General features: G+C 63.3%; 23 protein-coding genes. 7 read left to right on the plus strand and 16 right to left on the minus strand.

Annotation, left to right across the window (positions count from 1 at the left end; translation table 11 throughout):
- Positions 1–11 precede the first annotated feature (11 nt).
- The 4 genes from BMX92_RS14655 to BMX92_RS14670 are packed head-to-tail and all read left to right on the plus strand — an operon-like array spanning position 12 to position 3,588.
- Complete coding sequence (locus BMX92_RS14655; RefSeq protein WP_093017764.1) at positions 12–1,121, plus strand: ABC transporter permease; 1,110 nt, start codon at positions 12–14, stop codon at positions 1,119–1,121.
- Positions 1,121–1,993 (plus strand): ABC transporter ATP-binding protein, encoded by an 873-nt coding sequence (locus BMX92_RS14660; protein WP_093017881.1) that lies wholly within the window; start codon positions 1,121–1,123, stop codon positions 1,991–1,993. Before BMX92_RS14655 ends, BMX92_RS14660 begins: the two co-directional genes overlap by 1 nt.
- Positions 1,994–1,996: 3 nt before the next feature.
- Positions 1,997–2,959, plus strand: coding sequence for an MlaD family protein (locus tag BMX92_RS14665; RefSeq protein WP_093017766.1), 963 nt, complete (start codon positions 1,997–1,999; stop codon positions 2,957–2,959).
- Positions 2,960–2,976: 17 nt separating this feature from the next.
- Positions 2,977–3,588, plus strand: coding sequence for an ABC-type transport auxiliary lipoprotein family protein (locus tag BMX92_RS14670; RefSeq protein WP_093017883.1), 612 nt, complete (start codon positions 2,977–2,979; stop codon positions 3,586–3,588).
- Between the two features lie 48 nt (positions 3,589–3,636).
- On the opposite strand, the gene pepN is transcribed toward BMX92_RS14670, so the two are convergent.
- The 7 genes from pepN to BMX92_RS14705 all read right to left on the minus strand — a co-directional run bounded on the left by pepN (position 3,637) and on the right by BMX92_RS14705 (position 12,171).
- Positions 3,637–6,237 carry an aminopeptidase N gene (gene pepN, locus BMX92_RS14675; RefSeq protein WP_093017768.1) on the minus strand — a complete coding sequence of 867 codons (2,601 nt, stop codon included), beginning with the start codon at positions 6,235–6,237 and terminating at the stop codon, positions 3,637–3,639.
- A 123-nt stretch (positions 6,238–6,360) separates the two neighbouring features.
- Positions 6,361–7,293, minus strand: coding sequence for a ParB/RepB/Spo0J family partition protein (locus BMX92_RS14680; protein ID WP_093017770.1), 933 nt, complete (start codon positions 7,291–7,293; stop codon positions 6,361–6,363).
- On the minus strand, positions 7,290–8,072 hold the full coding sequence (locus BMX92_RS14685) for a ParA family protein (RefSeq protein WP_093017772.1): 783 nt from the start codon (positions 8,070–8,072) through the stop codon (positions 7,290–7,292). Before BMX92_RS14685 ends, BMX92_RS14680 begins: the two co-directional genes overlap by 4 nt.
- Positions 8,069–8,713 carry a 16S rRNA (guanine(527)-N(7))-methyltransferase RsmG gene (gene rsmG, locus BMX92_RS14690; RefSeq protein ID WP_093017774.1) on the minus strand — a complete coding sequence of 215 codons (645 nt, stop codon included), beginning with the start codon at positions 8,711–8,713 and terminating at the stop codon, positions 8,069–8,071. Before rsmG ends, BMX92_RS14685 begins: the two co-directional genes overlap by 4 nt.
- A complete protein-coding gene (gene mnmG, locus BMX92_RS14695) occupies positions 8,710–10,560 on the minus strand; it encodes a tRNA uridine-5-carboxymethylaminomethyl(34) synthesis enzyme MnmG (RefSeq protein WP_093017776.1) in 1,851 nt (616 codons plus the stop codon). The genes rsmG and mnmG overlap by 4 nt, the downstream gene beginning before the upstream one ends.
- A gap of 58 nt (positions 10,561–10,618) precedes the next feature.
- The gene (gene mnmE / locus BMX92_RS14700) at positions 10,619–11,911 is read right to left on the minus strand and encodes a tRNA uridine-5-carboxymethylaminomethyl(34) synthesis GTPase MnmE (protein WP_093017778.1); all 1,293 of its coding nucleotides are present in this window, start codon (positions 11,909–11,911) and stop codon (positions 10,619–10,621) included.
- 5 nt (positions 11,912–11,916) lie between these two features.
- The gene (locus tag BMX92_RS14705) at positions 11,917–12,171 is read right to left on the minus strand and encodes a DUF6489 family protein (RefSeq protein ID WP_093017780.1); all 255 of its coding nucleotides are present in this window, start codon (positions 12,169–12,171) and stop codon (positions 11,917–11,919) included.
- Positions 12,172–12,324: 153 nt separating this feature from the next.
- Here BMX92_RS14705 and BMX92_RS14710 point away from each other — a divergent pair, with 153 nt between their 5' ends.
- Positions 12,325–13,026: a dienelactone hydrolase family protein gene (locus BMX92_RS14710; RefSeq protein WP_093017885.1), complete on the plus strand. Its 702-nt coding sequence runs from the start codon at positions 12,325–12,327 to the stop codon at positions 13,024–13,026.
- Complete coding sequence (locus BMX92_RS14715) at positions 13,026–13,994, plus strand: quinone oxidoreductase family protein (protein ID WP_256213442.1); 969 nt, start codon at positions 13,026–13,028, stop codon at positions 13,992–13,994. The genes BMX92_RS14710 and BMX92_RS14715 overlap by 1 nt, the downstream gene beginning before the upstream one ends.
- Positions 13,995–14,062: 68 nt before the next feature.
- On the opposite strand, the gene BMX92_RS14720 is transcribed toward BMX92_RS14715, so the two are convergent.
- From BMX92_RS14720 to rho, 3 genes are all read right to left on the minus strand, one after another.
- On the minus strand, positions 14,063–15,007 hold the full coding sequence (locus tag BMX92_RS14720; protein ID WP_093017782.1) for a class I SAM-dependent methyltransferase: 945 nt from the start codon (positions 15,005–15,007) through the stop codon (positions 14,063–14,065).
- A gap of 145 nt (positions 15,008–15,152) precedes the next feature.
- A complete protein-coding gene (locus tag BMX92_RS14725; RefSeq protein ID WP_093017784.1) occupies positions 15,153–15,875 on the minus strand; it encodes a YjbE family putative metal transport protein in 723 nt (240 codons plus the stop codon).
- Between the two features lie 97 nt (positions 15,876–15,972).
- On the minus strand, positions 15,973–17,229 hold the full coding sequence (rho, locus tag BMX92_RS14730; protein WP_093017786.1) for a transcription termination factor Rho: 1,257 nt from the start codon (positions 17,227–17,229) through the stop codon (positions 15,973–15,975).
- Between the two features lie 267 nt (positions 17,230–17,496).
- Between rho and BMX92_RS14735 the strand changes: the two genes are divergently transcribed.
- Complete coding sequence (locus BMX92_RS14735) at positions 17,497–18,474, plus strand: retroviral-like aspartic protease family protein (protein WP_093017788.1); 978 nt, start codon at positions 17,497–17,499, stop codon at positions 18,472–18,474.
- 42 nt (positions 18,475–18,516) lie between these two features.
- Here the strand turns inward: BMX92_RS14735 and BMX92_RS14740 are convergent, their stop codons facing one another.
- The 6 genes from BMX92_RS14740 to leuS all read right to left on the minus strand — a co-directional run bounded on the left by BMX92_RS14740 (position 18,517) and on the right by leuS (position 26,206).
- On the minus strand, positions 18,517–20,610 hold the full coding sequence (locus BMX92_RS14740; RefSeq protein WP_093017790.1) for a transglycosylase domain-containing protein: 2,094 nt from the start codon (positions 20,608–20,610) through the stop codon (positions 18,517–18,519).
- A 182-nt stretch (positions 20,611–20,792) separates the two neighbouring features.
- Complete coding sequence (msrB, locus tag BMX92_RS14745; RefSeq protein ID WP_093017792.1) at positions 20,793–21,197, minus strand: peptide-methionine (R)-S-oxide reductase MsrB; 405 nt, start codon at positions 21,195–21,197, stop codon at positions 20,793–20,795.
- 31 nt (positions 21,198–21,228) lie between these two features.
- Complete coding sequence (holA, locus tag BMX92_RS14750; RefSeq protein WP_093017794.1) at positions 21,229–22,257, minus strand: DNA polymerase III subunit delta; 1,029 nt, start codon at positions 22,255–22,257, stop codon at positions 21,229–21,231.
- On the minus strand, positions 22,254–22,754 hold the full coding sequence (gene lptE, locus BMX92_RS14755; RefSeq protein WP_093017796.1) for an LPS assembly lipoprotein LptE: 501 nt from the start codon (positions 22,752–22,754) through the stop codon (positions 22,254–22,256). The genes holA and lptE overlap by 4 nt, the downstream gene beginning before the upstream one ends.
- 94 nt (positions 22,755–22,848) lie before the next feature.
- Positions 22,849–23,475 (minus strand): DUF1796 family putative cysteine peptidase, encoded by a 627-nt coding sequence (locus BMX92_RS14760; protein ID WP_177185058.1) that lies wholly within the window; start codon positions 23,473–23,475, stop codon positions 22,849–22,851.
- A 202-nt stretch (positions 23,476–23,677) separates the two neighbouring features.
- Positions 23,678–26,206, minus strand: a complete 2,529-nt coding sequence (leuS, locus tag BMX92_RS14765) for a leucine--tRNA ligase (RefSeq protein ID WP_093017800.1) — start codon at positions 26,204–26,206, stop codon at positions 23,678–23,680.
- Positions 26,207–26,264 lie beyond the last annotated feature (58 nt).

Raw genomic sequence — 26,264 nt, forward strand, 5'->3', positions numbered from 1 at the left:
AATCCCGTCACATGAACAAAGCCGCTGATCTTGCCGAAGACAGAAATGACGGCAGCAGCGTAATCCGGCTTTCCGGATCGCTGGCCATCGCCTGCCTTTCCGACCTGCCCGACCGGCTGGAGGCTGTGCAGGGTCCTGTCACCGCCATCGACCTGAGCGATGTCGATCATATGGACACGATCGGCGCCTGGACGGTGCATCGCACCGCAAAGCGGCTGAACTGCCAGATCACGGGCGGGACGGAAGATGCCCGTCGGCTGGTCGATGCGGTCGGCCAACTGGACGAGCCGGTGCCGATCCGCCCGGATTATGTGCATCCGGTGTCGCGGGTGGTGGGCCAGATTGGCGAGGCGGTCACGGCCGCCGGATCGACGCTGGTCGGGCTGCTCGGCTTCTTTGGCGGCACGCTGGTCGCAAGCTGGCATATCATCCGCCATCCCAGCCGTTTCCGCCTGAATGCGGTGGTGCAGCGGTTCGAGGTGGTGGGCGTATCCGCGCTCGGCATCATCGGCCTGATGAGTTTCCTGATCGGCATCGTCATCGCCCAGCAGGGATCGGTGCAGTTGCGCCAGTTCGGCATGGAGATGCTGACGATCAATCTGGTCGGCCGCCTCACCTTCCGTGAACTGGGCGTATTGATGACCGCGATCATGGTGGCGGGCCGGTCTGGCTCCGCCTTCGCGGCGCAGCTTGGCACGATGAAGCTGACCGAGGAGGTCGACGCCATGCGCACGATCGGCGTGTCGCCGATGGAGGCGCTGGTGTTGCCGCGCACGCTGGCGGTGGTCGTCATGATGCCGCTGCTCGGTTTTTATGCATCGATCATGTCGGTGATTGGCGGCGGATTCCTGTGCGCGGTCGCGCTTGAGATTCCGCCCATCACCTTCATCCAGCGGCTGCGGGAAGTGGTGCCGATCACCGACCTATGGGTCGGCCTGATCAAGGCGCCGGTCTTTGGCATCATCATCGGCCTGTCGGGCTGTTTCCAGGGGATGCAGGTGAAGGCCAATGCCGAGGAAGTCGGGCTGCGCACCACCGCTGCGGTGGTGCAGGCGATCTTCCTGGTTATCGTGATCGACGCTTTCTTTGCCGTCTTCTTCACCTGGGTCGGATGGAACTGATGAGCGAAGAGGATATCCAGCAGGCTGAGGAACAGCGGATTGAGGAGGCGCTGGCATCCAGCGACATCGCGATCAAGGTATGCGGTCTGAAGAATAGTTTCGGCGATCAGGTCGTGCATGAAGGGCTCGATCTGGACGTCTATCGCGGCGAGATCATCGGCGTGGTCGGCGGATCGGGCACCGGCAAGTCGGTGCTGATGCGCTCCATCATCGGCCTCCAGACGCCGGATGAGGGCGAAATCCACGTCTTCGGTGAGAATATGGTCGGCCGTCTGGATGACGAGGCCCTGGCGATCCGCAAGCGCTGGGGCGTGTTGTTTCAGGGCGGCGCACTCTTTTCCACGCTGACGGTTGCCGAGAATGTCGAAGTGCCGATCCGCGAATATTATCCCAATATCGGCGGAACGTTGCGCGACGAGATTGCCGCCTACAAGATCCGGATGACCGGCCTGCCGACCGAGGCTGGCCCCAAATATCCGTCGGAACTGTCGGGTGGCATGAAGAAGCGCGCCGGTCTGGCCCGCGCGCTGGCGCTGGACCCCGATTTGCTGTTTCTGGACGAGCCGACGGCCGGCCTCGACCCGATCGGTGCCGCCGCCTTCGATGAGATGACGCGCAAGTTGCAACAGACGCTGGGCCTGACCGTCTTCCTCATTACCCATGATCTCGATACGCTCTATTCGATCTGTGACCGGGTGGCGGTGCTGGCGGACAAGAAGGTGACGGCAGTCGGTACGATTCCCGAATTGCTGGCCACGGACCATCCGTGGATACAGGAATATTTCAACGGTCCGCGCGGCCGGGCCGCCACGGCGGCGGTCGAGCGTGAAAAGAACAGGGCGGCCGATGGCCAGCCGGACGGAAGGCGATAGGATATGGAAACCCGCTCCAACCATGTGCTGGTGGGCACGGTCACGCTGTTGCTGCTGGCCGCGATCATGGCTGCCGCCTTCTGGTTTTCGCGCATCTCCGATGGCGAGGCCAAGGAGTTCGACATCTTCTTCAAACAGTCGGTCAACGGTCTGGCGAAGGGATCGTCGGTCAATTATTCGGGCGTGCCATCGGGCAAGGTCGAAAAGATCGAACTGTGGAAGCGCGATCCCAGCTTCGTGAAGGTGCGCATTTCCGTGAAGGAAGGGACGCCCGTGCTGCAAGGCACGACGGCGACCATTTCCGGCGTCGGCTTTACCGGCGTCAGCGAAATCGTGCTGGACGGCGCGGTCAAGGGTGCGCCGCCGATCGAATGCCCGGCCAGTAACACGCTGGCCGTCTGTCCCGATGGTGTGGCGGTGATACCGACCAAGCCGGGCGCGCTGGGCGAATTGCTGAACAATGCGCCGCAGTTGCTGGAGCGGCTGTCGACCCTGACCGAGCGGCTGACCGAATTGCTGAATGACAAGAATCAGCAGTCGATTGCGGGCATCCTGGCCAATGTCGAGCGGGTGTCGGGCGCTTTGGCAGACCGTAGCCCCGAGATTGCCGGCACGCTGGCAGAAGCGCGGATTGCGGTGCAGCGGACGGGCGTGGCGGTGGAGCAGATCGGCAAGCTGGCCGCGACCACCGACGCGCTGCTGAATGACGAGGGCAAGCCGCTGATGGCGGACCTGCGCAAAACGGTGCAGTCGGCGACGCGCAGCATCGATACCCTCGACAAGACGATCGGTGAAGCACAGCCGGGCGTGAAGACGTTCAGCACCCAGACCATGCCGGAAGTGAACCAGCTGGTCCGCGACCTGCGCGAAATGTCGCGATCCTTCCGCGGGGTTGCCGAGAAGCTCGATCAGCAGGGCGCCGGATCGCTGGTCGGATCGCCCAAGCTGCCGGATTACAAGCCATGATGAGAGAGATGCGGACGATGTTTTCCATGAAGACCCGTGGCGCGATGAGCGCGCTGCTAGCCGCCACCTTGCTGTCGGGTTGCGTGTCGATCGGCGCCAAGCCGCCGATGCAGTTGTTGACGCTGGATGCGGCGCAGAAGGTGCCGGCCGGGGCTGCGCGCGTGGCGGGCGATGGGCGCACGCTGATCGTCGCCGATCCGGAAGCGCCGCGCATGCTCGATACGGTGCGGGTGCCGGTGCAGACGTCGCCCACGGCCGTCGCCTATGTGACCAAGATCCAGTGGGCCGATACGCCACGCCATCTGTTCCGCCGCCTGCTGGCGGAGACGATTTCTGCCACCACCGACCGGGTGGTGCTGGATGCCGGGCAGTTTTCGGGGGATGGTGGCCAGCGTCTGTCGGGCGAACTGGTGGCCTTCACCGTGGACGCGGCCAGCCATAGCGCGATCGTGACCTATGATGCGGTGCTGACCACGCCGGCGGGTGTGGCGCTGGCCCGCCAGCGCTTCACCGCCAGCACGCCGATCGGCGGTAAGATCGAGGCCTCGACCGTTGGCGCGCCGCTGAATGCCGCCGCGAACAAGGTGGCGGCTGATGTCGCTGCATGGGTGGCGGCGGTCAAGGACTGACCCCCTGCCCTGTTCCGGGCGCTGACAGCAGCGCCCGGATTATCTCACTTATTCCAGACTCTTGCTGGCCTGTTCGGTCACATCCTTCGACAGGCCGGGTTCCGCCAATATGCGTTGCAGTTCGGCGCGCATCAGGGTGGCGCGCGCTTCGTCGAAACGCTTCCAGCGGCCGAGCGGCGGCACCAGTCGCGCCGCCGTCTGTGGGTTCAGCTTGTCGAGCGCGATGATGCAGTCTGCGACCAGCCGATAGCCCTTGCCCGACTTGTGGTGGAACGCCCACTGGTTGCCCGCAAAGGCGCCATAGAGCGAGCGCACACGGTTGGGATTGGCCAGGGTGAAGTCCTTGTGACGCCCCAGTTCCTCGACCTGTTCCACCGCGTCCGGATGCAGGGCGAAGGCCTGTGTCTGGAACCATTTGTCGAGCGTCAGCGCGTCGGTCGAATAGCGGTTGTAGAAGATGTCGAGCGCGGCTTCGCGTTCGGGGCTGCTGCTATTGGCTAGCGTGCCCAGCGCGGCCTGTCGCTCGGTCATATTGTCGGCCTCGCTAAACTGGGCGAAGGCGATGGCCGGGCCATCGGGCGCGCCCGACGCCACCAGATAGTGCAGTGCGGCGTTCCGGAGCTTCCGGGCGCCCTTGGCGGCCGGGGAAATGGAGAAGGCGTTCGCCTTGGTCTTGCCGTGAACGTCGCGCCAGAGCGTCTCCAGTTCGGCGCCGATCTTCGTCTGGATGGCGTCGCGCGCGGCGTGGATCGCGTCCGGGTCTACCTGCTTCATCTGGTCGCCCAGATAGGCTTCGCTGGGCAGGCGGATCGTCTCGGCGATGAAGGCCGGATCGAGCGTGGGATCGGTCAGCGTGTTGCGGATGGCGTCGATCACCGCGCCATCATCCACCGTCTGTCCGGCGATGCGGCCGATCAGCACATTGACCATCAGTTGCTGCATCGCCTCATAACGGGCGAAGGGATCATCATCATGCGCCGACAGGAAGGCGAGATCGGCCTGGCTGCGGTTGGTTTCCACGATCACCGGGGCAGAGAAGCCGCGATTGATCGACAGGATCGGCGCGCTGGCGAAGCCGGGGAAGGTGAAGCTTTGCTGTGGCTGGGTGAGCATCAGCAATTCGTCGCCATGATGCTGGCCGGTGGTCGGATCGAACAGGGCAGTGCGCAGCGGAATGGCCATCGGCTGCTTGTTGGGCTGGCCGGGCGTGGGCGGCACCGTCTGTTGCAGCATGAGCGTCACGGTCTGGCTGGCGGCGTCATGGACCATCTGGGCGCGGACCTGGGGGGTGCCGGCCTGCTCATACCAGCGGCGGAACTGGCCAAGGTCGATCTGGCCGCCTTCCTCCATCGCTAGGACGAAATCCTCGCAGGTGGCGGCTTGCCCGTCATGCCGGTCGAAATAGAGATCGCTGCCCGCCCGGAAGCGCTCGGCACCCAGCATCAGGGCCATCATGCGGATGACCTCGGCGCCCTTATTATAGATGGTAGAGGTGTAGAAGTTGCTGATTTCCATATAGGATTCGGGCCGGATCGGGTGGGCCAGCGGGCCGCTATCCTCCTGGAACTGGGCGGCGCGCAGAATGCGGACATCCTCGATCCGCTTGACCGCATGGCTGCCCATATCGGCGGAGAAATTCTGGTCGCGAAAGACGGTGAAGCCTTCCTTCAGAGACAGTTGGAACCAGTCGCGGCAGGTGACGCGATTTCCCGACCAGTTGTGGAAATATTCATGGGCGACGACACCCTCCACCCCGTCATAGTCGATGTCGGTGGCGGTTTCCGGGTCCGCCAATATGTAGCGGCTGTTGAAGATGTTGAGGCCCTTATTCTCCATCGCGCCGAAATTGAAATCGGCGACAGCGACGATGTTGAACACGTCCAGATCATATTCGCGACCATAGATGCGCTCGTCCCAGGCCATGCTGCCCTTGAGCGCCTTCATGGCGTGGGCGGTGCGGGGCAGGTCGGCTTCCTTGACCCAGATGCCAAGTTGCACCGCGCGACCACTCATGGTGGTGAAGCTGTCGGCATTGCAGGTGAGGTCGGCGGCGACCAGCGCGAAGAGATAGCAGGGCTTGGGGAAGGGATCGTTCCAGAGCGCCCAATGGCGGCCATCGGCGGCGTCGCCCTGATCGATCGGATCGCCATTGGCCAGCAGGATCGGGAAGCGCGTCTTGTCCGCTGTCATGCGCACGCTGTAGCGGGACAATATGTCGGGCCGGTCGGGGAAGAAGGTGATGCGGCGGAAGCCCTCCGCCTCGCACTGGGTGCAGAGCAGGCCGCCGCTGGCGTAGAGGCCCATCAGCTTGCTGTTCCGCTCTGGTGCCAGTTCGACCAGCGTTTCGACGCTATGCGCTTCGCCGGACAGCGGGATGATGAGGGCGCCGGCCTCCAAATGCCATTCCGTTTGTTCGAGCGGGCGGCCGTCGACGGTGATTTCCAGCGGCACCAGTCCATCGCCGTCCAGACGCAGCGGGCGATCATGCGGGCCGTTTCGGGTTACGGACAGGGTCGCGCGGACCTTCGTCAATCCCGGATCGAGATCGAAATCGAGTGCGATATCGGGGATCAACCAATCCGGCACCTGATAGTCGGTACGGCGGATGACGGCAGGAGCGGCGGCAGTGGGGGAGAGCATATCGGCCATGATCCCAACCTAAGGAGCGGAGGGGGAAAAGGCCAGTAGGCTTGGATGTACCGGCGCAGAAGATTGCGCGGGGCTGCGTTCGGTTCGGGCTAGTCTTGTAGGCCCGAACCGAACGGAATATCTTTAAATCCGCTCGCCCGAGAGGCGCTGGCAGAGCATGTCGAGCTGGTCGAGGTTGGAATAGCGCATCGACAGGGTGCCGCCGGTCGACGCGCCATCATGCGCGATCTCGACCTTCAGGCCCAATATGTCGGCCAGATGCTGTTCCAGCGCGGCGATGTCGGGGTCCTTGTCTTTGCTATCCTTGCTCACGATGCGGGCAGCGGGTGCGTCCGATCCGGTCTTGACCCGGCGGACAAGCTGTTCCGTGTCGCGAACGGAAAGGCCTTTTTCTTCAACCTGTTGAGCCAGTTTTTCGCAATTTGGCACGCCGATCAGGGCACGGGCATGGCCCATGCTGATCTTGCTGTGCATCACCTGCTGCTGCACCACCTGCGGCAGTTCCAGCAGGCGCATCAGATTGGCGACATGGCTGCGCGATTTGCCGACGATGCGGCCCAGCGCTTCCTGGCTGTGATGGAATTCGGCGATCAGCTTGCGATAGGCCTCCGCCTCTTCGATCGGGTTGAGATCTTCGCGCTGGATATTCTCGATCAGCGCGATTTCCAGCGTTTCCTGCTCGTCGAAATCGCGGACGATCGCCGGGATGCGGTGCATCTGGGCGCGCTGGGCGGCGCGCCAGCGGCGCTCGCCGGCGATGATCTGGAAACCGCCGCCATGGGGACGGACGATGATCGGTTGAATGATGCCGCGTTTGGCGATGCTGTCGGCCAGTTCCTGCAACGCGCCCTCGTCGAAATGTCGACGCGGCTGTTCGGGATGCGGATGGATCAACGCAACTTCGATGCTCTGCACGGACTTGCCATTCGCGGCGGGCGCGGCACTGGCGTTGACCGGCTCTTCCCGGGATACGTCACCCAGGAGAGCAGAGAGGCCCCGGCCCAGGCCCTGGGGACGCTTGGCAATTTTGGGCTTGTCGGTCGTTTCGTCGCTCAAGCGGCAACCTCCTGTCGGGGCAGGCGCGCGATCAATTCGCGCGCGAGACGCATATAGGCTTCCGATCCCGAGCAGCGAAAGTCGTAGATAAGGGCGGGCACGCCATGGCTGGGCGCTTCGGACAGGCGCACATTGCGCGGGATGACGGTGGTGAAGACCAGATCGCCAAGGCAGGCGCGCACATCGTCTGCCACCTGATCGGTCAGGCGGTTGCGCCGATCATACATGGTCAGCGCCACGCCCATGATTGAAAGGCCGGGATTGAAGCGACCGCGAATCCGCTCGACCGTCTGGAGCAGTTGCGACAGGCCTTCCAGCGCGAAAAATTCGCACTGGAGCGGCACCAGCAGATATTGTGCGCCGACCATGGCATTGATCGTCAACAGGCCGAGCGAAGGCGGGCAGTCGATCAGGCAGATGTCCCAGCGGCCGGGTTGCGCTTCGGCCAGCACGCGCTCCAGCCGGTGGGTGCGCTGTTCATAGTCGATCAGTTCGATCTCCGCGCCGGACAGATCCTGCGTTGCGGGAACGAGGTCGAGCTTGGGGACGCGGGTCGTGACAATGGTATCGTCCAGCGCGCAATTGCCGACCAGCAGGTCATAGCTGGATTGGGCGCGTTCGGCCTGCCCGACGCCAAGGCCGGTCGACGCATTACCTTGCGGATCGAGATCGACCAGCAGCACCCGAAGGCCGGTGGCGGCAAGACCGGTGGCGAGGTTGATCGCGGTCGTGGTCTTGCCCACCCCACCCTTCTGGTTGGCGATGGCGATGCGGATCATGGGCGCCCTTTCTTCTTGCCAGCAGGTGTGACGGAACGCGCGACGATGATGGCGCTATCTGCGTCCGTTACGCTCGGTTCCACGTGAAACGCACCTTGCCATGTAGGACGCACGGCCTCCAGTTCATTTTGTGCATTTCGTCCTTTTGGCAGCACCCAGACGGTCTTTTTATCAGACAGGTGTAATGCGGACTCGAGCAATTTGGGCAGCGGCGCATAGGCGCGGGCGCTGATGATCGCGGCCTTGGTCGGCGGGACGGCCTCGACCCGACCGCCGAACACGCGGGCATTGCCAAGGCCGAGATCGGCAATGACGTCGTTCAGGAAATCGATCCGCTTGCGACGGGATTCGACCATCATCAGCGGGCGATCGACCAGACAGGCGATGACGATGCCGGGCAGGCCTGCACCCGATCCCAGGTCGATCCAGTCGCGGCCATCGTCGTCGCCGGCGTGCGTCAGGAGTTGGGCGGAATCGACGATATGGCGCGCCCAGATATGCGGGCGGGTCGATTCTGCGATCAGATTCTGCTCGTCCATCGCCGACAGGAGAATGGCGACATAGCGCTCCAACTGATCCCATGTTTCACGTGAAACATCAAATTGCGCCTGGAGCCAGGCGCGGGCTTCATCTTCGGTCACGCGGCCTCCCGCCGGACATGGACTAATATGGCGGCGAGTGCGGCCGGAGTGATGCCGCGGATACGACCGGCGGCGGCAAGGGTGTCGGGGCGAGCGGCATCGAGCCGTTCGATCATCTCGGTAGAAAGACCGCCGATGGCGCGATAGTCGAAATCGGCCGGGATATGCACGCGCTCATTGCGGCGCAGTTCGGCGATCTCACTATCCTGTCGCTGGAGATAGGGGGCGTAATGCGCGTCCTCCAAAATCTCGGCGCGCAAGTCGGCGGGGGCGCCGCGCAGGCAGGGAGCCAGATCGAGCAGCAGTGCCTTGTCGACTTCGGGGAAGCGGGCCCAGTCGAACAGACTGCGACGGGCGCCATCCTGTCGGACCGAAGCGCCGGCCTTTGCCATTTCACTGGCGGTCATGGGCCGGGCCAGTTCGGCTTCGATCGTCTCGCGGAGGATCGCGCGCTCCGCTAGTCGTGTTGCGCGAGTCTCGCCGATGATGCCATGGGCGAGCCCGATAGGCCCCAGCCGTGTTTCGGCATTGTCGGCACGCAGGCGCAGGCGATATTCGGCGCGAGCGGTGAGCATGCGATAGGGTTCGGTCACGCCCTGCAAGACGAGGTCGTCGATCATCACGCCGATATAGCTACTGGCGCGGTCGAGGATCATCGGCCCTTCGCCGCGGGCGCGGGCGGCGGCGTTGACGCCGGCGATCAGGCCCTGTGCGGCGGCCTCCTCATAGCCGGTGGTGCCATTAATCTGTCCGGCGCAGAAGAGGCCGGGCACGGTGCGCACTTCCAGCGAGGCATCTAGTGCGCGCGGATCGACATGGTCATATTCGACCGCATAGCCGGGCACGGCGATTTCGACCTTCTCCAAGCCCGGCATCGATCGGACCATGTCGATCTGAACGTCGGTCGGCAGAGAGGTGCTGATGCCGTTGGGATAGACCAGCGCGTCTTCCAGTCCTTCCGGTTCGAGGAAGATCTGATGCCCGTCGCGATCGCCGAAGCGCAGTACCTTGTCCTCGATCGAGGGGCAGTAGCGCGGCCCCCTGCCCTCGATCGCGCCGCTGAACAAAGGCGAGCGCCCGAGACCTTCGCGGATGATCTGATGCGTGCGATTATTGGTCCGGGTGATGGCACAGGCGAGTTGCGGCAGGGCGCGCTGGTCGGAGAGGGGCGACATGGTCCAGCCCTCCCCGTCCGATGGCTGGGTTTCCAGCGCGGCCCAATCGATGGTGCGGCCGTCAAGGCGCGGCGGCGTGCCGGTCTTCAGGCGCGCGATCGGCAGGCCGAGGTCGCGGAGTTGGAGGCCCAGCGTGGTGGCCGCGCGTTCGCCGACGCGCCCGCCGGTTTCGCGCTCGTCGCCACGGAAAAGCTTGCCGCCCAGGAAGGTGCCGGTCGCGAGGACGATAGAAGGCGCGCTCAGGCTGCGGCCATCGGCGAGCGCGATCCCGGCAATGGCATCGCCATCCAATATCAGTGCGCTGGCTTCGCCCTCGACAATGTCGAGATTGGACTGGGCATCCAGCATCGCATGGATGGCAGCGCGATAGCGTTTGCGGTCGGCCTGGATGCGCGGGCCTTGGACAGCGGCGCCCTTGCTGCTGTTGAGCATGCGATAGTGAATCGCGGCGGAGTCGGCGGCGCGGGCAATCAGTCCGTCGAGCGCATCGACTTCGCGGACGAGATGACCCTTGCCCAGTCCGCCGATCGCGGGGTTGCAGGACATGGCGCCGACCGTCGCCTTTTCGAAAGTGAGCAGCGCTACGGCCGCGCCTTTGCGCGCCGCCGCTGCGGCCGCCTCGCAGCCGGCATGGCCGCCGCCGACCACGATCACATCATAGCTTGTTCGCATGGGTCGCCCTTACCAGATGTGGGGCACTCCGGTCAAAAGCGTTCCACGTGGAACATCATCATTTGCCGATGCAGAATCCCGAAAAGAGGCGATCGAGCATATCCTCGGTCCCGGCCTGTCCGGTCAGGGCGTCGATGGCGGTGCGGGCGAGGCGCAATTCCTCGGCCGCGACCAGCAGATCGGGCGTGCCGCGCGCAGCATCGAGATGGTCGTGCAACTGTCTCACTCGCTGTCTCTGGCGGGTGTGCAGGGCATAATCGCCCTCCCCCGGCAGCAGCGCTGCGGCACGCTCCAGCAAGGTGACGATCAGCTTTGTCATCCCTTCGCCCGTCCGCGCGGAGAGCGAGAGGCCGGGGCGATCCATCTCCGCGCAGTCGCTTTGCGCGGCGATCAGGATCGCATCGTCGCGGGGCAGTTCGTCTGCCTCGCCCAGCCAGAGGATGATGTCGGCGGCCTCCAGCGCGGCGCGGGCCCGGTCGATGCCGATCGCCTCGATCGCATCCGACGTCTCGCCACGCAGGCCGGCTGTGTCGGTGAAGAGGAAGGCGGTGCCACCGATCGCGGCGGGCACCTCGATCCGGTCGCGCGTGGTGCCGGCGATATCGGACACGATCGCCGCTTCGCGGCCGACCAGTGCATTAAGCAGGGTCGATTTGCCGGCATTGGGTGGGCCGGCGAGCACGACGCGCACGCCGTCTCGCAACCGTTCGGCCGAAGGCGCGGCGAGGATGGTGGCGACGTCCTGCGCCAATGCAGCAATCCCCTCACCGATCCGCGCTTCGATCGCGGCATCGGGCACGTCATCTTCATCGGAGAAATCGAGCGCGGCTTCCGCCATGGCGGACAGGTCAAGCAGGCTCCGGCGCCAGCCGTCTATGCGGCGGGAAAAATGCCCCTCCGCCATCAACAGGGCGGCGCGGCGCTGGCCCTGGGTTTCGGCGGCGAGCAGATCGGACAAGCCCTCCACCGCATTCAGATCCATGCGGCCATGGGCGAAGGCGCGGCGGGTGAATTCACCTGCCTCGGCGCGGCGCAGACCGGGCATGGCACCCAGCGCATCCTCGACCGCCGCGACGACGGCCCGACCGCCATGGCAATGGAGTTCGGCCATATCCTCACCCGTGACCGTCGCCGGGCCGGGCAGCCAGAGCAGCAGCGCCTGATCGAGCAGGCCGCCGTCACGCGGGTCTTTCAGCAAGGCGAGGCTGGCAGTGCGGGGCTGCGGCACGCGCCGGGCCAGAGCCTCCAGCGCGGTGTGGGCCTGATTGCCGCTGATGCGGATGACGGCGATGCCCGCCGGCGGCGCCCCGCTCGACAGGGCAAAGATGGTGTCGTCCTGAACTTGGGGCACGCTGTTTATTTCTTGTCGTCCTTGCTGCCGGTCATGCCCGACAGACCGACATTCATCATCTGCTGGAACAGGCGCATGCCCGCGTCGCCGAGCGGCGAGAAGCTTTTGAACAGGGTTTCCATTTGTTCGACGCTGCCCACGCCATCGAAACTGTCGAGCATCGTCTTGATATATTTGTCGTGGATGGGGGTCACGTCAGGCAGGCCCAGAAAGGCGCGGGCCTCGGCAGGCGTGCAATCCACGTCGACGGTTACCTTCATGTCGCTGCCCTTCCCTGGTGGCGCTCTGATTGCGTTGCGCCGTCATGCCGCAAGTCGCCGTATCAACGCAAATTTTTAAAAGTGCAGGGTGGTTGCGCCCCCGTCCGGAACGGCCAATATGCGCTTCAAATCTTGTGGATGAAGGAGAATTTCATGGGCGACTTTACCCCGATCACCACGCTGGAAGGCGATGCGCAGTTCGATGCCTATGTCGCCACCCCCGATGGGGAAGCGACCGCGGCGATCATCGTCATCCAGGAAATTTTCGGGGTGAATGAAGGGATTCGTCAAAAGTGCGACAGTTGGGCGAAGGCGGGCTATCTGGCCTATGCGCCGGATCTGTTCTGGCGGATCGAGCCGCATATCGAACTGGATGCGGACGTGCCCGAAGAGATGCAGCAGGCGCTGGCCTATATCCCCAAATATAATCAGGATCAGGGCATTCGCGATATCGAGGCGACGATCAAGGCGGCCCGTGCGGCGCTGGGCGGCACGGGCAAGGTCGGTGTCGTGGGCTATTGCCTGGGCGGGCGGATCGCCTTCATGTCGGCCTGCCGCACCGATGGCGATGCCTTTGTCGGCTATTATGGCGTGGGCATCGATGGCCTGCTGGGCGAACAGCATGGCATCGGCAAGCCGACCATGCTGCATATCCCGACCAAGGACGGCTTTGTGCCGCCGGAAACGCAGAAGGCGATGCATGACGGGCTGAAGGATAATCGTCATGTGACGCTGCATGACTATGAAGGCTTGGACCATGGCTTCGCCGCCGAAATGGGCAATCGCCGGGTCGAGGATGCCGCGAAACTGGCTGACCAGCGTACCGCCGATTTCTTTGCCGAGAGCCTCGCCTGATGTCGGCGGCATGGCGCATGGTCGCCCGCAGCCATGGCGGGCCGGAGGTGATTGCGAAGGAAGCGTTCGATCCGGGCGCGCCGGGCGAAGGCGAACTGCTGATCGAACAGGAAGCGGTCGGCCTCAATTTCATCGACACCTATTATCGCACTGGGCTTTACCCTGCCCCCCTCCCCACCCCGCTGGGGTCGGAAGGCGCGGGCAAGGTTGTCGCGATCGGGGCTGGCGTAACCGGCTTCGCCGTCGGGGATCGAGTGGGCTGCGCCAGTGGACTCGGCGCCTATGCCACGCATCGCATCATTCCGGCCGACCGGGCCGTTCGCATTCCCGATGGCGTATCGAGCGAAGATGCCGCCGCGATGATGCTGAAGGGCATGACCGCCTGTTATCTGGCGGAGGACAGTATCGCGCTGAAGGCCGGACAGGTGGCGCTGATCCATGCGGCGGCGGGTGGGGTCGGATCGATCCTGGTGCGCTGGCTGCGGGACAAGGGCGTGATCGCCATCGCCCATTGCGGATCGGCGGCCAAGGCGGCGCTGGTCGATGCCGATCATAGCCTGCACGGTTCCTTTGACGATCTGGCCGCGACGGTGCGCGAGCTGACCGGCGGCAAGGGTGTGGACGTCGTCTATGACGGGGTCGGCAAAGATAGCTGGGGAGCGTCGCTCGCCAGTCTCAAACGGCGCGGTTTGTTGGTCAGCTATGGCAATGCATCCGGGGCTGTGCCGCCGGTCAGCCTGCTGGATCTGAGCCGGGGCGGATCGCTTTATGTTACCCGCCCAACTCTGTTCGATTATATCGCCACGGCAGAGGAACTGGCGCACACTGCGGATCGGTTGTTCGACCGGATGCAGCGCGGCGTGATCAAGGCGCAGATCGGGCAGCGTTTTGCGCTGGCGGATGCGGCCGATGCGCATCGTGCGCTGGAGGCGCGGCAGACGACGGGGGCTACGATCCTTATCCCCTGAACCTCATGAATGGCCTCCATGATCCATCACGGAGGCCATTGCTTTTAAGGCGCGGTCGATGGGCTGACCTATCTCTTCTTCCAATATTGCATCAGTTTCTTGAGCTGCAAGGCGGGTTTATCGGACCCGTCGCCGTTGATTGAACCTATATCGACCATCTGTTCAGATGCAGTAGAGTCGGAAACCTCGGGTTCGCGCTGAACCAACGGTGTCATCTGGACATCTTCCACAGCTTTAAGGACCGGCAGTTTGGTGCAGACGATGGCATCCTGCAATCCATCACCTACACCCCCGCCCATCCAGCAGCCATAGCTGACCTTTGTCACAGCCATCCCTGCTTGCCAGACCATCTTCCGGATCAGGCTGTTGTCAAAGGCGATGAAGGCCAGCGGGTCATCAGGATGCGCGATGAATACATCGCCTGCCTCGCGCATGCGATCACGGTCGAGCGGGAAAATGGATTGGCCAGCCAGAACCATATGACGTGAAAATTCGTTCAATTCGAAACAGGTGAACATGAAGCGTCCACCGGGCTTCAACATGGAAGAGACGAAGTGCAACATCGTCTGAAAATCTGCCTGATTCAGATGGGTGAACACCGAAAAGGCATAGGCGTCGGTGAAATTGTCGCGATATTCCTCTGTCAGAACATCAGAACTCTTTCGCTGGCGCTGTTCGATGAAGCGATCATAATGATCATTTGCCCCTTCCAACAGCTCGAACCGGGTGTTCGGCAGTTGAGGAACGATATGCTCCTCACAAAAATCGATCACTGGCGGCATGATGTCCATGCCCACCAACTGCTGCGGATGAACACCGGCCTTGTGCAGAGAGACCAACCCTCGACCGATGCCGCAACCGAAATCCAGGATGCGCGAATGGCCGCCCAGCGGCAGCAGGCGGGTCAGGATAGAGATGCAGGCATCGCCCACCATTTCCGGGTCGGAACCGCCCACCCAGTCATTCATCGGGCTTGCCCGCATCTGATCATAGATGTGTGCAAGGTCGGCCATCAATTTACCCCTAAAATACCCAAAGTGATCTGACGTTAACGACGAAGTCGCATGATAACAAGCCGCAAGCACAGATGTTCGGCTTTATGCGACCGAAAGAAAAAGCATATCATAGAGGATCTTACGATATCCGGGATTGGCGCTTTTAGTGAAGCAGCGTCAGGATGCCGACATGCCGGTCGACAAAGCCCTGATAGATCATTTCGACCGCGACATAGACGATCACGGCAATGCCGACATAGGCGATCCAGCGGAAGCGATCGATATAATGAGCGATGATGTTCGCCGCAGCGCCCATTAGCGCCACGGACAGGAGCAGGCCAAGGATCAGGATACCCGGATGTTCGCGGGCAGCACCGGCCACGCCCAGCACATTGTCCAGGCTCATCGATATGTCGGCGATTGCCACGGCACCTGCGGCACGGGCGAAGCTCCTGGGCGGTCGCAATCCGGCATGATCGTCGTCGCTGCGGTCGTCTGGCGTGTCTGCGTCGCGCGGGGGATGCAGTTCCCGCCACATTTTCCAGCTGACCCATAGCAGCAGCAAGCCGCCGGCCAGTATCAAGCCGACGATTTGCAGCAATTGGCTGACGATCAGGGCGAAGAATATGCGTAGCATCAGGGCGGCGGCGATGCCGATCAGGATGACCTTGCGCCGCTGTGCTGCGGGCAGGCCGGCGGCCAGCGCGCCGACGACGATGGCATTGTCGCCCGCCAGCAGAAGGTCGATCATCAGCACCTTGGCAAAGGTCGCCAGAGCATCGGCTGAGCTGATCATGCTGAAATCATGGAGAATGTGCCGCCAGATATCGGCGAAGGAGCCGATCGGAAGGACGGCGGAAGCAGCGGCGGCGGTGAAGAGGAACATGATGCCTCAACGCCGCCGGGCTGGATCGGATGCAGGCTGATCCCGGTTAGGGGCCAGAGAAAGACAGAGGCCGGCCGATGGTGGACCGGCCATGCCCTTACTGGTTCATGGTGGCGAAGAAATCTTCGTTGGTCTTGGAATCCTTCATCTTGTCGAGCAGGAATTCCATCGCGTCGACCGTGCCCATCTGCATGAGGATACGGCGCAGCACCCACATCTTGCTGAGGATCGGCTTTTCGACCAGCAATTCTTCCTTGCGAGTGCCCGACTTGCCGACGTCCAGCGCCGGGAAGATGCGCTTGTCCGCAACCTTGCGGTCCAGCACGATTTCCGAGTTGCCGGTGCCCTTGAACTCTTCGAAGATGACTTCGTCCATGCGGCTGCCGGTGTCGATCAGCGCAGTGGCGATGATCGAGAGCGAACCGCCTTCCTCGATATTACGCGCGGCGCCGAAGAAGCGCTTGGGGCGCTGGAGGGCGTTGGCGTCGACACCGCCGGTCAGCACCTTGCCCGACGAAGGGACGACGGTGTTGTAGGCGCGGCCGAGACGGGTGATCGAGTCGAGAAGGATCACCACATCCTTCTTGTGCTCGACCAGACGCTTGGCTTTTTCGATCACCATTTCGGCGACCTGGACGTGGCGGGTGGCGGGCTCGTCGAAGGTGGAGGAGACGACCTCACCCTTCACGCTGCGCTGCATGTCGGTGACTTCTTCCGGACGCTCGTCGATCAGCAGGACGATCAGGAAGACTTCGGGATGATTGTCGGTGATCGCCTTGGCAATGTTCTGGAGCATCACCGTCTTGCCGACGCGGGGCGGTGCGACGATCAGCGTGCGCTGACCCTTGCCCTGCGGGCTGACGATGTCGATGACGCGGGCCGACTTGTCCTTGACCGTGGGGTCCAGCGTGTCGAGGCGCAGCTTCTGTTCGGGATAGAGCGGCGTCAGGTTATCGAAATTGACGCGGTGACGGACGACATCGGGATCGTCGAAATTGACCGAGAGCAGCTTGGTCAGGGCGAAATAGCGCTCGCCATCCTTGGGCGCGCGGATTTCGCCTTCCACCGTATCGCCGGTGCGCAGGCCGAATTTGCGAACCTGATTGGGCGACACATAGATATCATCGGGACCGGCCAGGAAGTTCGCTTCGGGGCTGCGCAGGAAGCCGAAGCCGTCCGGCAGCACCTCGATCGTGCCCTCGCCCATGATCTGTTCGCCATTTTCCGCCTCGGCCTTGAGGATCGCGAACATCAGGTCCTGCTTGCGCAGTGTGGATGCGCTTTCCACGCCCAGTTCCTCGGCCATGGTGACGAGGTCGGCGGGAACAGTTTTCTTGAGGTCCTTGAGGTGCATTTGCGAGTCGGTCCGATGCGGTGGATAGAAAATGGTCGGAAAGGAAGGAGATAGCCGGACAGGAAGGCCGGAAATCCTCACGCCGGACGGGCGAGGATGAATATGTAAGGCGTTTAACGATCCTCAGCCCGTTTCGTCAAGGCAGGATAGAAGCGGATCATCATGGAAAATCGCGCTTTTGTGCGTACCGACGGCGAGTGGTGCCGCTGGCGCGATGGCCGGCCTTCATGATATAAGAAGCGAATAAGATAATGGAAGGACGAGGATATGGGACGACTCCCTGTCTCGACAAAGGCCCTGCTGGGAATCGCGATGGCGATCGGCGGGCCGCCACTGGCTGCGCAGGAGGCGCCCGCCCTCGATGCGGACACTCCGCCATCCGTGGTGCGGACGCTGGATGACAGCGATCAGCGGGTTACCATACCGATCTCGATCGACGGCAAGGGGCCGTGGAACTTCATCATCGACACCGGATCGCAGCGTACGGTGATCGCGCACGATCTGGCCCAGCAACTGGCACTGCCGCCGCGCGCCAATGTGACCATCATCAGCATGACCGGCCGGGCGGAAACCCATACGGTGGCGCTGCCGCGTCTGGGCTTTGGCGGCAACCGGATCGACGATATCGAGGCGCCGGTGCTGGATGGCGCCAATCTGGGCGCGCCGGGCCTGCTGGGGCTCGACAGCCTGCATGCCAAGCGGGTGACGCTGAATTTCCGGACCGGACGGATGGAGATTGCCAGCAGCGGCGCGCGGCGGCCGCTGCGCGCCGATCCCGATACCATCGTGGTGGAGGCGAAGCGCAAGCGCGGCCAGCTGATCCTGCTCGATTCTGAGGTCAACGGGATGCGCGTCAACATCATGCTCGACACCGGCACCAATTTCAGCATCGGCAATCTGGCGCTGCGGGACCGGCTGATCGCGAAGAAGCGGGCGCCCGCGATGCTGGAGGCGAGTCTGGTCAGTGTGACGGGCGGCCTGCTGACCGGGCAGGTGGGGCGGATCAAGTCGGTGCGCATGGGCCGCGTCAACATGATCGAGGTGCCGGTCCTGTTCGCCGACGCCAGCCCCTTCAAGGAACTGGGGATGGAGGACAAGCCCGCTTTGCTGCTGGGCATTAGCGCGCTGCGCATCTTCGATCGGGTGGCGATCGATTTCGGTCGGGGCAAAGTGGACTTCCTGATGCCGGACGCCAGTGCTCTCGACAAGACGCGCTTTGCGGCGAACGATCAGGGCAAGGAGTGAGATAGAAAATCGGACCCCTGCTTTCGCAGGAGCCCGTGGCTTTTACTGTCCCGGCGTTGGCCGTGTTGTCGGAGGCTGTTGCTGGCGCTGACGATCGCGGCCCAGCACATTGTCGATCCACTGCTGGTCCAGCTTGGGCGGTTGTGGCCGATCCTGCGGATCGACCTCCATCTGCTGCTGGTCCGGATCATCCTGCGCATCCGACGGTTCCGGACGCGGCCGTTCGACCGGCAGGCCATTTTCATCGACCATCATCCCGTTGTCGGGGCTGCCATAATAGGCTTCCTCATCGGGTTCGAGCTGCCATTCGGGCAGGGTGACTTCGGTGTCGAAGGGTTCGACCGGCCGCTTGGCAACGGCGACCTTCATATAGTCGGCAAAGGCCCGTGCGGGCGCGCGGCCGCCCTGCAATCCGCCGACCGTCTTGGCATCGTCGCGTCCCATCCAGACGCCGGTCGTGATGCCGCTGGAAAAGCCCAGGAAATAGCCATCCTTGTTGCTGGTGGTGGTGCCGGTCTTGCCCGCCACCGGGCGACCGATCTGCGCCGCCTTGCCGGTGCCGGTGCTGACCGCCGTCTGCATCAGGTCGGTCATGCCCGCCGCCACCCAAGGGGCGACCAGCACGCGGCTGGTATCGTCCTGATGCTGGTAGAGCAGGCGCCCGTCCGCTGTCGTGACCTTGGTGATGCCATAGGGGGTCACGGCAATGCCCTTGCGCGCGATAGAGGCTGCGGCGCGGGTCATGTCGATCAGGCGCACGTCCGACGTGCCCAGCACCATCGAGGGATGGGTGTTGACCGGCGTGGTGATGCCGAAACGGCGCGCCATGTCGGCAACGGTCGGGAAGCCGACCTCCACGCCCAGCTTGGCCGCGATCGTGTTGATCGAGTAAGCGAAGGCGGTGCGCACGTCGATGTCGCCGGCGAAGCGGCCATTGGCGTTGCGCGGGCTCCAGCCATTGATCGTCACCGGTTCGTCGGTAATGGCCGTGTCGGGGGTGTAGCCCGCCTCCAGCGCCGCCATATAGACGAAGATCTTCCAGGCGGACCCCGGCTGGCGGGTGGCGGTGGTGGCGCGGTTATAGTTGGAGGTCACATAGTCGAGGCCGCCGACCATCGCCCGCACCGCGCCGTCGCGGTCCAGACTGACCATCGCGCCCTGCGTACCGGCCGGGACATTGGCTTTGATCGCGGCCGTTGCGGCATTCTGCATGCCCAGATCGATGGTGGTGTAGACTTCCAGCGGCTCGTTCGGCTCGTCGATCAGCAGGTCGAGCTGGGGCAGCGCCCAGTCGGTGAAATAGCGCACGCTGTTCTGCGGCGGTTCGGGCGCCATGCTGACGCCCGCCAGATTGGCATTGGCCCGTTGCTCCGCCGTGATGGCGCCATTTTCCTCCATCAGGTCCAGCACCACGCCCGCGCGGCCGACGGCGGCTTCGGCGTCGGCGGTGGGGGAGTAGCTGGACGGCGCCTTGACCAGACCGGCGATCACCGCCGCTTCGGGCAGGTCGAGGCCGGTGGCGGGGTGGCCGAAAAATTTGCGGCTGGCTGCGTCGATGCCATAGGCGCCGCCGCCGAAATAGACCTTGTTCAGGTAGAGTTCGAGGATCTGCCGCTTGGAGAATTTGCGCTCCAGCGCCAGCGCCAGCACCATTTCGCGGATCTTTCGGCCGAAACTATAGCTGTTGTTGAGGAAGATGTTGCGCGTCACCTGCTGGGTGATGGTCGATGCGCCCTGCCAGCGGCGACCGGTGCCACGTCGTTCCACCGCGACCCAGGCGGCGCGGGCCATGCCAATGGGATCGACGCCGGGATGCAAGTAGAAACGCTTGTCTTCGGTCGAGACCATCGCGTCGACCATGACCTGCGGTATCTGGTCATAGCTCAGCCACTGGCCAAAGCTCGGCCCGAGCGAGACGATGACGCTGCCGTCGGCCGCGTGGACGCGGATCATCTGGCCGTTGGGGGAGGATTTGAGGCTGTTATAGTCGGGCAGGGACTGCATCGCGATGACCACCGCGATGACGACTGCCAACAACCCAGCCACTGCCGCCGCGATGCCGATCTTCAGCCCGCGCAGCATCCATGTCTTCGCGCGGCCACGTGGCGCGCCCTTGCTCTTGCTTGATCCTGCCATTTGTGCCGCCCCGGATACGCGCTAATCCCGGTCCCGGCCAGCGCAAATCCTGCAACCGGCGCGGAAAAAGACCGTCGCGCCGTCCATGGGGAACGGCGCTTTACCCGGGATGAACGGCCGATGTGCAGCTATCGTCAAGGCGCCGTGAAATCGATGTGGAACGGTCGGCGGAAGCGGCTTTCCTATTCCGCCTCGTCGCGTGGTTTGAAATCCAGACCGGCGCTGTTCATGCAATAGCGCAGACCGTTGACGCCCGGTCCATCGGGGAAGACATGGCCCAGATGGCCTTCGCATTTGGCGCAGCGGACTTCGGTGCGGATCATGCCATGGCTGGCGTCGCGAATTTCCTCGACCGCGTCGATGTCCACCGGTGCGGTGAAGCTGGGCCAGCCCGATCCGCTGTCATATTTTTCGTCGGCGTCGAACAGTTCGGCGCCGCAACCGGCGCAATAATAGACGCCTTCGGTCTTGTTGCTGTTATATTTGCCGGTGAAGGCCCGTTCGGTTCCGGCCTCCCGCAGCACATGATATTGTTCGGGGGAAAGGCGGGCGCGCCACTCGGCGTCGGTCAGGTTCAGCTTCTCCATGGGCGCAATATGGCCCTGCGCCTCCGTTCGATCAAGCCCGCTCGCGCGCGGCCTGTCGTGCAATCGCCAGCAATTCGTGGCGCACCATCAAGTCGCCCAGCCCCCTGCCCCCGCGGCTGGATCGTTCGGCCTCCAACAGGCGTTGGATCACGCGGGCGATGCCGGGCGCGTTCCAGGTCTGCACCTGTCGCGACACCAGCCCCTTTTCCTTCCAGAAGACCGCTTTGCCCGCCGATTCGACCGCCGATTCCAGTCGGCCGCTGCTGTCGAAGGCGGTGCGGATATTGGCGACCAGCATGGCGCGGCTCAGCAAGGGGCGGATGACCGATGCCATGGCCGTGCCGGTTTCGGCGAGACTGGCCAGTTCGCGATGCATGGCCTTCAGGTCGCCGCCCAGCACGGCATTGACCAAAGGCGCGACTTCCGTGTCGGGATTGTCGGCGGACAGCGCATCGAGCGCTTCGGCGGTGGCCTCACGCGGGTGCTCCGGCGCGGCGTCGAGATAGAGGATCAGCTTCTCCACCTCCCCCGCCATCAATGCGCGGTCGCCATTGGCCAGCGCCACGATCCGGCGCGCCAGTTCGGACGACAAGCGCAGCCCGCTTTCGCGCGCGATGCCGATGGCGATCTGCTCCGCCTCCCGCGCGTCGGGCTGGTAGGAGATGAAGGCCAGCGCGCCCTTATGGTCCAGCGCCAGCTTGAGCAGCTTCGATGTGGGTTTCAGCGCGCCGGCCACCGCGATCACCGGATTGCCGGCGGCCTCGGCCTCCAGCAGGGCGGCCAGCGCGGCCAGCGATTCGTCGCCCATGCCGCTGACGCGAATCCAGCGCTGGTCGCCGAACATGGAGAAGGAGGCCGCTTCGTCCGACAGCCTGGCCGGATCGTCCTTGAGCGTCGGGCCGTCCAGATCGATCCGTTCGGCCTGCGGCCCCATGGCGCGCTCCAGCCGGCGGGCCAGCGCCTGACTGCCCGCTTCATCGGGACCATAGAGCAGGAAGAAACGAATATCCTGGGGTGGCGCATCCAGCGCCTTTTCGATCTGGCCCCGATTGGCCTTCAAGGCTTGGCCGCCTTGCGCGAGAACAGCGCCAGCCGGGTCACGATCTGGTCGGCCACCGTCTGCGACAGCCGTTCGAGCGCCGTGTCTTCGGCCGCGATCGTCGCATATTCGCTGGAGGTCACGTCGATACCGGAATCGGAACCGGCCGTATCGTCCAGTATCTGCGCGCCGGTGGCCTGATCGACCAGTTGATAGCGGGCGCGCAGGGTGCGCCGCTCGCGGGTAACGGCGGCGTCGGCCCGCAGACCAAAGCCGCTGATATTGTCGTCCAGCTTGACCACCAGTTTGTAGTGGGGGCCATCGCCGCCGCGCATTGCCGAAAGCCGATCGTTAAGCGCATTGCGCACCAGCCAGCCGCCCTTGCCCTCGATCGGCTCGACTTCGACATTGCCGAGCGTCTGCGCCACTACGCCATGCCCGCCGCCGCCATAGACGGGGCGCAGCCCGCAGCCGCAGAGGAGCAAGGGAAGGGCGAGGAGAGGGAGGATGCGCTTCATCCCGGCCTCTCTACCCGTTTGCTCCGGGCTTGTCTAAGCCTGTCGGCAATCGAATATGTGCTGACGGCGCGCTATTTGTGCCAGGTAGATTATATCACCAGAAGGCAGCGGTGATGCCTTCACGGTGTGGAAATTCGCGGAAGATGATGTCCCACGAACGCACATGGCCGTCCGTCGCGTCATTGCCCGGCGCGAGCCTTGCAAGTGGGCGAAAGTAGATATTCTGCCTGTCCTGCCCCTTGAGCAACTGTTCGACAGGTTGCGCCACCACCAGATCGAACTGTCCATAAGGTACGTAGGACGTCAAAATGTCTCGTACCGTGACGATCCGGTCCAATAGATTTTCGGTTTCATGCGTCTTGTAAAAGAAAACAGTACGACCGCTATCTTTCAGAGTGCGGAAACTATGGATGAAATGATATGTCTTTGACCGAAGATTTTCCAGTTTCTCCTGGAATTTTCCATCTGCATTCAAATCCGGCGTACTGAAATCCGCGTGGAAGCAATGTCTGTATTGCAAATCTCGGAACAGATCGCTCTGGAAATGAACGATATTATGTTCCTGAAGTAGTCCAGCGAAATCATTTTGCAGAATCGCGATCAGAACATCCAGATTGGTAATGTTCCAATTGAAGAAGCCGCCCTTATGCACCCCTCTGACGCGCCGCATTTGAAATGCAATTTCGCAGTTATTTCCAAGAGATACATAATTGTCGTACATGCGTTCGCACCCCATTTCACGCCGTGAGGACCAGTTTCAAACAAAGATGCGCTATTGGCAAGCCCTGCCGGGAATCGCATGAAATTGCCGTAGATGTTTCAAGGCGTCAGAGCGGCGCAGCCGCCATTTGGGGCAATGCCTGTTCCTTCCAGAAGAAAAGAACAGGCATTGCCAACAGACGATTCCAGTTTGTCGTGTGCGTTCAGACGACCATATTGACCAGACGATCGGGCACCACGATCACCTTCTTGGGCGTCGCGCCGTCCAGCGTGCGGATGACGTTGGGCGCGGCCAGCGCCAGCTTTTCCAGTTCGTCCTTCGGCGTCCCCTTGGCCACGGTGATGGTGTCTCGCAGCTTGCCCATCACCTGACAGGCGATGGTGACTTCGTCATCGACCAGCAGCGCCGGATCGACGGTCGGCCAGGAGGCGTTGGCGATAAGACCTTCGCCACCCATCTCCGCCCAGCCTTCTTCGGCCAGATGCGGCGTCATCGGGGCAACGAGCAGCGCGAGGCCACGGATCGCGGCGGTGCGGCTCGCCGAAGGCTTGGCCTTCTCGATCGCGTTGGTGAGTTCGTAGATTTTGGCGACGGCCTTGTTGAAGCCCAGCGCCTCGATGTCTTTGGCGATACCGTCGACGGTCTGGTGCAGCTTGCGATCCAGCGCCTTGTCTTCGCCTTGTGCCGACGCATCCGCCTCGCCGAACAGGCGCCAGACGCGGTTGACGAAGCGCCACGATCCCTCGATCCCGGCCTCGGTCCAGGGCAGATCGCGCTCCGGCGGGCTGTCCGACAGCATGAACCAGCGCACCGCGTCCGCGCCATATTGGGCGATGATGTCATCGGGATCGACGACATTCTTCTTGGACTTGGACATTTTGATGACCCGGCCGACCTCTACCGGCGCATTGTCGGCGATCAGCGTGGCGCCTTCCGACGTGCGGGTGATTTCACCGGGCGCGAAATAGACGGGGGGCAGGCCTTCGCCCTGTTCGCGGCTGTAGGTCTCATGCGTCACCATGCCCTGCGTGAACAGGCCGGTGAACGGCTCGGCAAAGCCCAACTGCCCCATATGCTGGAGCGCGCGGGTCCAGAAGCGGGCGTAGAGCAGATGCAGGATCGCATGTTCGACGCCGCCAATATATTGGCCGACCGGCAGCCATTGTTCGACCGTGGCGCGATCGAACGGCTTGTCCGACGGCTGGCTGGCGAAGCGGATGAAATACCAACTGGAGTCGGCGAACGTGTCCAGCGTGTCGGTTTCGCGCACGGCGGGCTTGCCGCAGGACGGGCAGTCGACATGCTTCCAGGTCGCATGGCGATCCAGCGGATTGCCGGGAATGTCGAAGCTGACATCTTCGGGCAGCACGACCGGCAACTGCGCCTTGGGCACGGGCACGACGCCGCAGCCCTCGCAATGGATGACCGGGATCGGCGTGCCCCAGTAACGCTGGCGCGACACGCCCCAGTCGCGCAGGCGGAACACGGTCTTGCCCGCGCCCCAGCCTTCGGATTCGGCGCGGCCGATGACGGCGGCCTTGGCTTCTTCCACCGCCATGCCGTCCAGAAAGCGCGAGTTCACCAGCGCACCGGGGCCGGTATAGGCCTCATTGTGGATCGGCTTGTCGGCCTCGCCTTCCAGCGCGACGACGCGCTCCACGGGGAGCATGTACTTGCGCGCGAAGTCGAGGTCGCGCTGATCATGCGCGGGCACGCCCATGACCGCGCCGGCGCCATAATCCATCAGCACGAAATTGGCGATGAAGACGGGCAGGTGCCATTCGGGGTCGAAGGGGTGTGCGACCGTCAGGCCGGTGTCGAAGCCCAGCTTCTCCGCCGTTTCCAGCTCGGCTGCGGTGGTGCCGCCTTCCTTGCACTTTTCGATGAAGGCGACCGCCTCCGGGTTGTTCGCTGCCACCGCCTGCGCGACCGGGTGATCGGCCGCGATCGCGACGAAGCTGGCACCGAAGATGGTGTCAGGCCGGGTCGAATAGACTTCGATTTCCGTGTCGAAGTGCGCTACCGGCTTGAAGCTGAATTGCAGGCCGACCGACTTGCCGATCCAGTTTTCCTGCATCGTCCGGACCTTGTCCGGCCACTGGTCGAGCGTCTTAAGCCCTTCCAGCAGATCGTCGGCAAACTGCGTGATCTTCAGGAACCACTGGCTGAGCTTGCGCTTCTCGACCAGTGCGCCCGATCGCCAGCCGCGCCCGTCGATCACTTGCTCGTTGGCCAGCACGGTCATGTCGACCGGGTCCCAGTTGACCGCTGATTCCTTGCGATAGACGAGGCCCGCTTCCAGCATGTCCAGGAACAGCGCCTGCTCATGGCCATAATAGTCCGGCTCGCAGGTGGCGAGTTCGCGGCTCCAGTCGATCGCGAAGCCCAGCTTCTTCAATTGCGCGCGCATGTTGGCGATATTGTCGCGGGTCCACGATCCGGGATGAACCTTCTTTTCCATCGCCGCATTTTCGGCCGGCATGCCAAAGGCGTCCCAACCCATCGGATGGAGCACTTCATGGCCCGTCATCCTGCGGAAGCGGGCCAGCACGTCGCCCATCGAATAGTTGCGGACATGACCGATATGGATGCGCCCCGACGGATAAGGGAACATCTCCAGCACATAGCTGCGCGGCTTGGTCGAGGCGTCGTCCGCCTTGAAGCTTTGCTGTTCGTCCCAGGTCGCCTGCCAACGGGCGTCGGCCTCCATCGGGTTGAAGCGCCTTTGCATGTCATGTCCTTACAAATGCAAGCGGGCTGGGCTCGTGTAAAAGCCCAGCCCAGAGAGT

It is taken from the genome of Sphingobium sp. YR768 (assembly GCF_900111125.1).
Taxonomy (GTDB): Bacteria; Pseudomonadota; Alphaproteobacteria; order Sphingomonadales; family Sphingomonadaceae; genus Sphingobium.

Coding starts and splice junctions, on each gene's coding strand:
- BMX92_RS14685 (WP_093017772.1), bottom strand. CDS start 8,072: ATGATCCGCATCGCCATCGCCAACCAGAAGGGTGGGGTGGGCAAGACC.
- BMX92_RS14720 (WP_093017782.1), bottom strand. CDS start 15,007: ATGGCCGACCTTGCACACATCTATGATCAGATGCGGGCAAGCCCGATG.
- BMX92_RS14660 (WP_093017881.1), top strand. CDS start 1,121: ATGAGCGAAGAGGATATCCAGCAGGCTGAGGAACAGCGGATTGAGGAG.
- BMX92_RS14655 (WP_093017764.1), top strand. CDS start 12: ATGAACAAAGCCGCTGATCTTGCCGAAGACAGAAATGACGGCAGCAGC.
- pepN (WP_093017768.1), bottom strand. CDS start 6,237: ATGGCCGATATGCTCTCCCCCACTGCCGCCGCTCCTGCCGTCATCCGC.
- BMX92_RS14715 (WP_256213442.1), top strand. CDS start 13,026: ATGTCGGCGGCATGGCGCATGGTCGCCCGCAGCCATGGCGGGCCGGAG.
- leuS (WP_093017800.1), bottom strand. CDS start 26,206: ATGCAAAGGCGCTTCAACCCGATGGAGGCCGACGCCCGTTGGCAGGCG.
- rho (WP_093017786.1), bottom strand. CDS start 17,229: ATGCACCTCAAGGACCTCAAGAAAACTGTTCCCGCCGACCTCGTCACC.
- BMX92_RS14670 (WP_093017883.1), top strand. CDS start 2,977: ATGTTTTCCATGAAGACCCGTGGCGCGATGAGCGCGCTGCTAGCCGCC.
- lptE (WP_093017796.1), bottom strand. CDS start 22,754: ATGAAGCGCATCCTCCCTCTCCTCGCCCTTCCCTTGCTCCTCTGCGGC.
- BMX92_RS14740 (WP_093017790.1), bottom strand. CDS start 20,610: ATGGCAGGATCAAGCAAGAGCAAGGGCGCGCCACGTGGCCGCGCGAAG.
- BMX92_RS14735 (WP_093017788.1), top strand. CDS start 17,497: ATGGGACGACTCCCTGTCTCGACAAAGGCCCTGCTGGGAATCGCGATG.
- BMX92_RS14705 (WP_093017780.1), bottom strand. CDS start 12,171: ATGAAGGTAACCGTCGACGTGGATTGCACGCCTGCCGAGGCCCGCGCC.
- BMX92_RS14760 (WP_177185058.1), bottom strand. CDS start 23,475: ATGTACGACAATTATGTATCTCTTGGAAATAACTGCGAAATTGCATTT.
- msrB (WP_093017792.1), bottom strand. CDS start 21,197: ATGGAGAAGCTGAACCTGACCGACGCCGAGTGGCGCGCCCGCCTTTCC.
- BMX92_RS14710 (WP_093017885.1), top strand. CDS start 12,325: ATGGGCGACTTTACCCCGATCACCACGCTGGAAGGCGATGCGCAGTTC.
- mnmG (WP_093017776.1), bottom strand. CDS start 10,560: ATGCGAACAAGCTATGATGTGATCGTGGTCGGCGGCGGCCATGCCGGC.
- BMX92_RS14665 (WP_093017766.1), top strand. CDS start 1,997: ATGGAAACCCGCTCCAACCATGTGCTGGTGGGCACGGTCACGCTGTTG.
- BMX92_RS14725 (WP_093017784.1), bottom strand. CDS start 15,875: ATGTTCCTCTTCACCGCCGCCGCTGCTTCCGCCGTCCTTCCGATCGGC.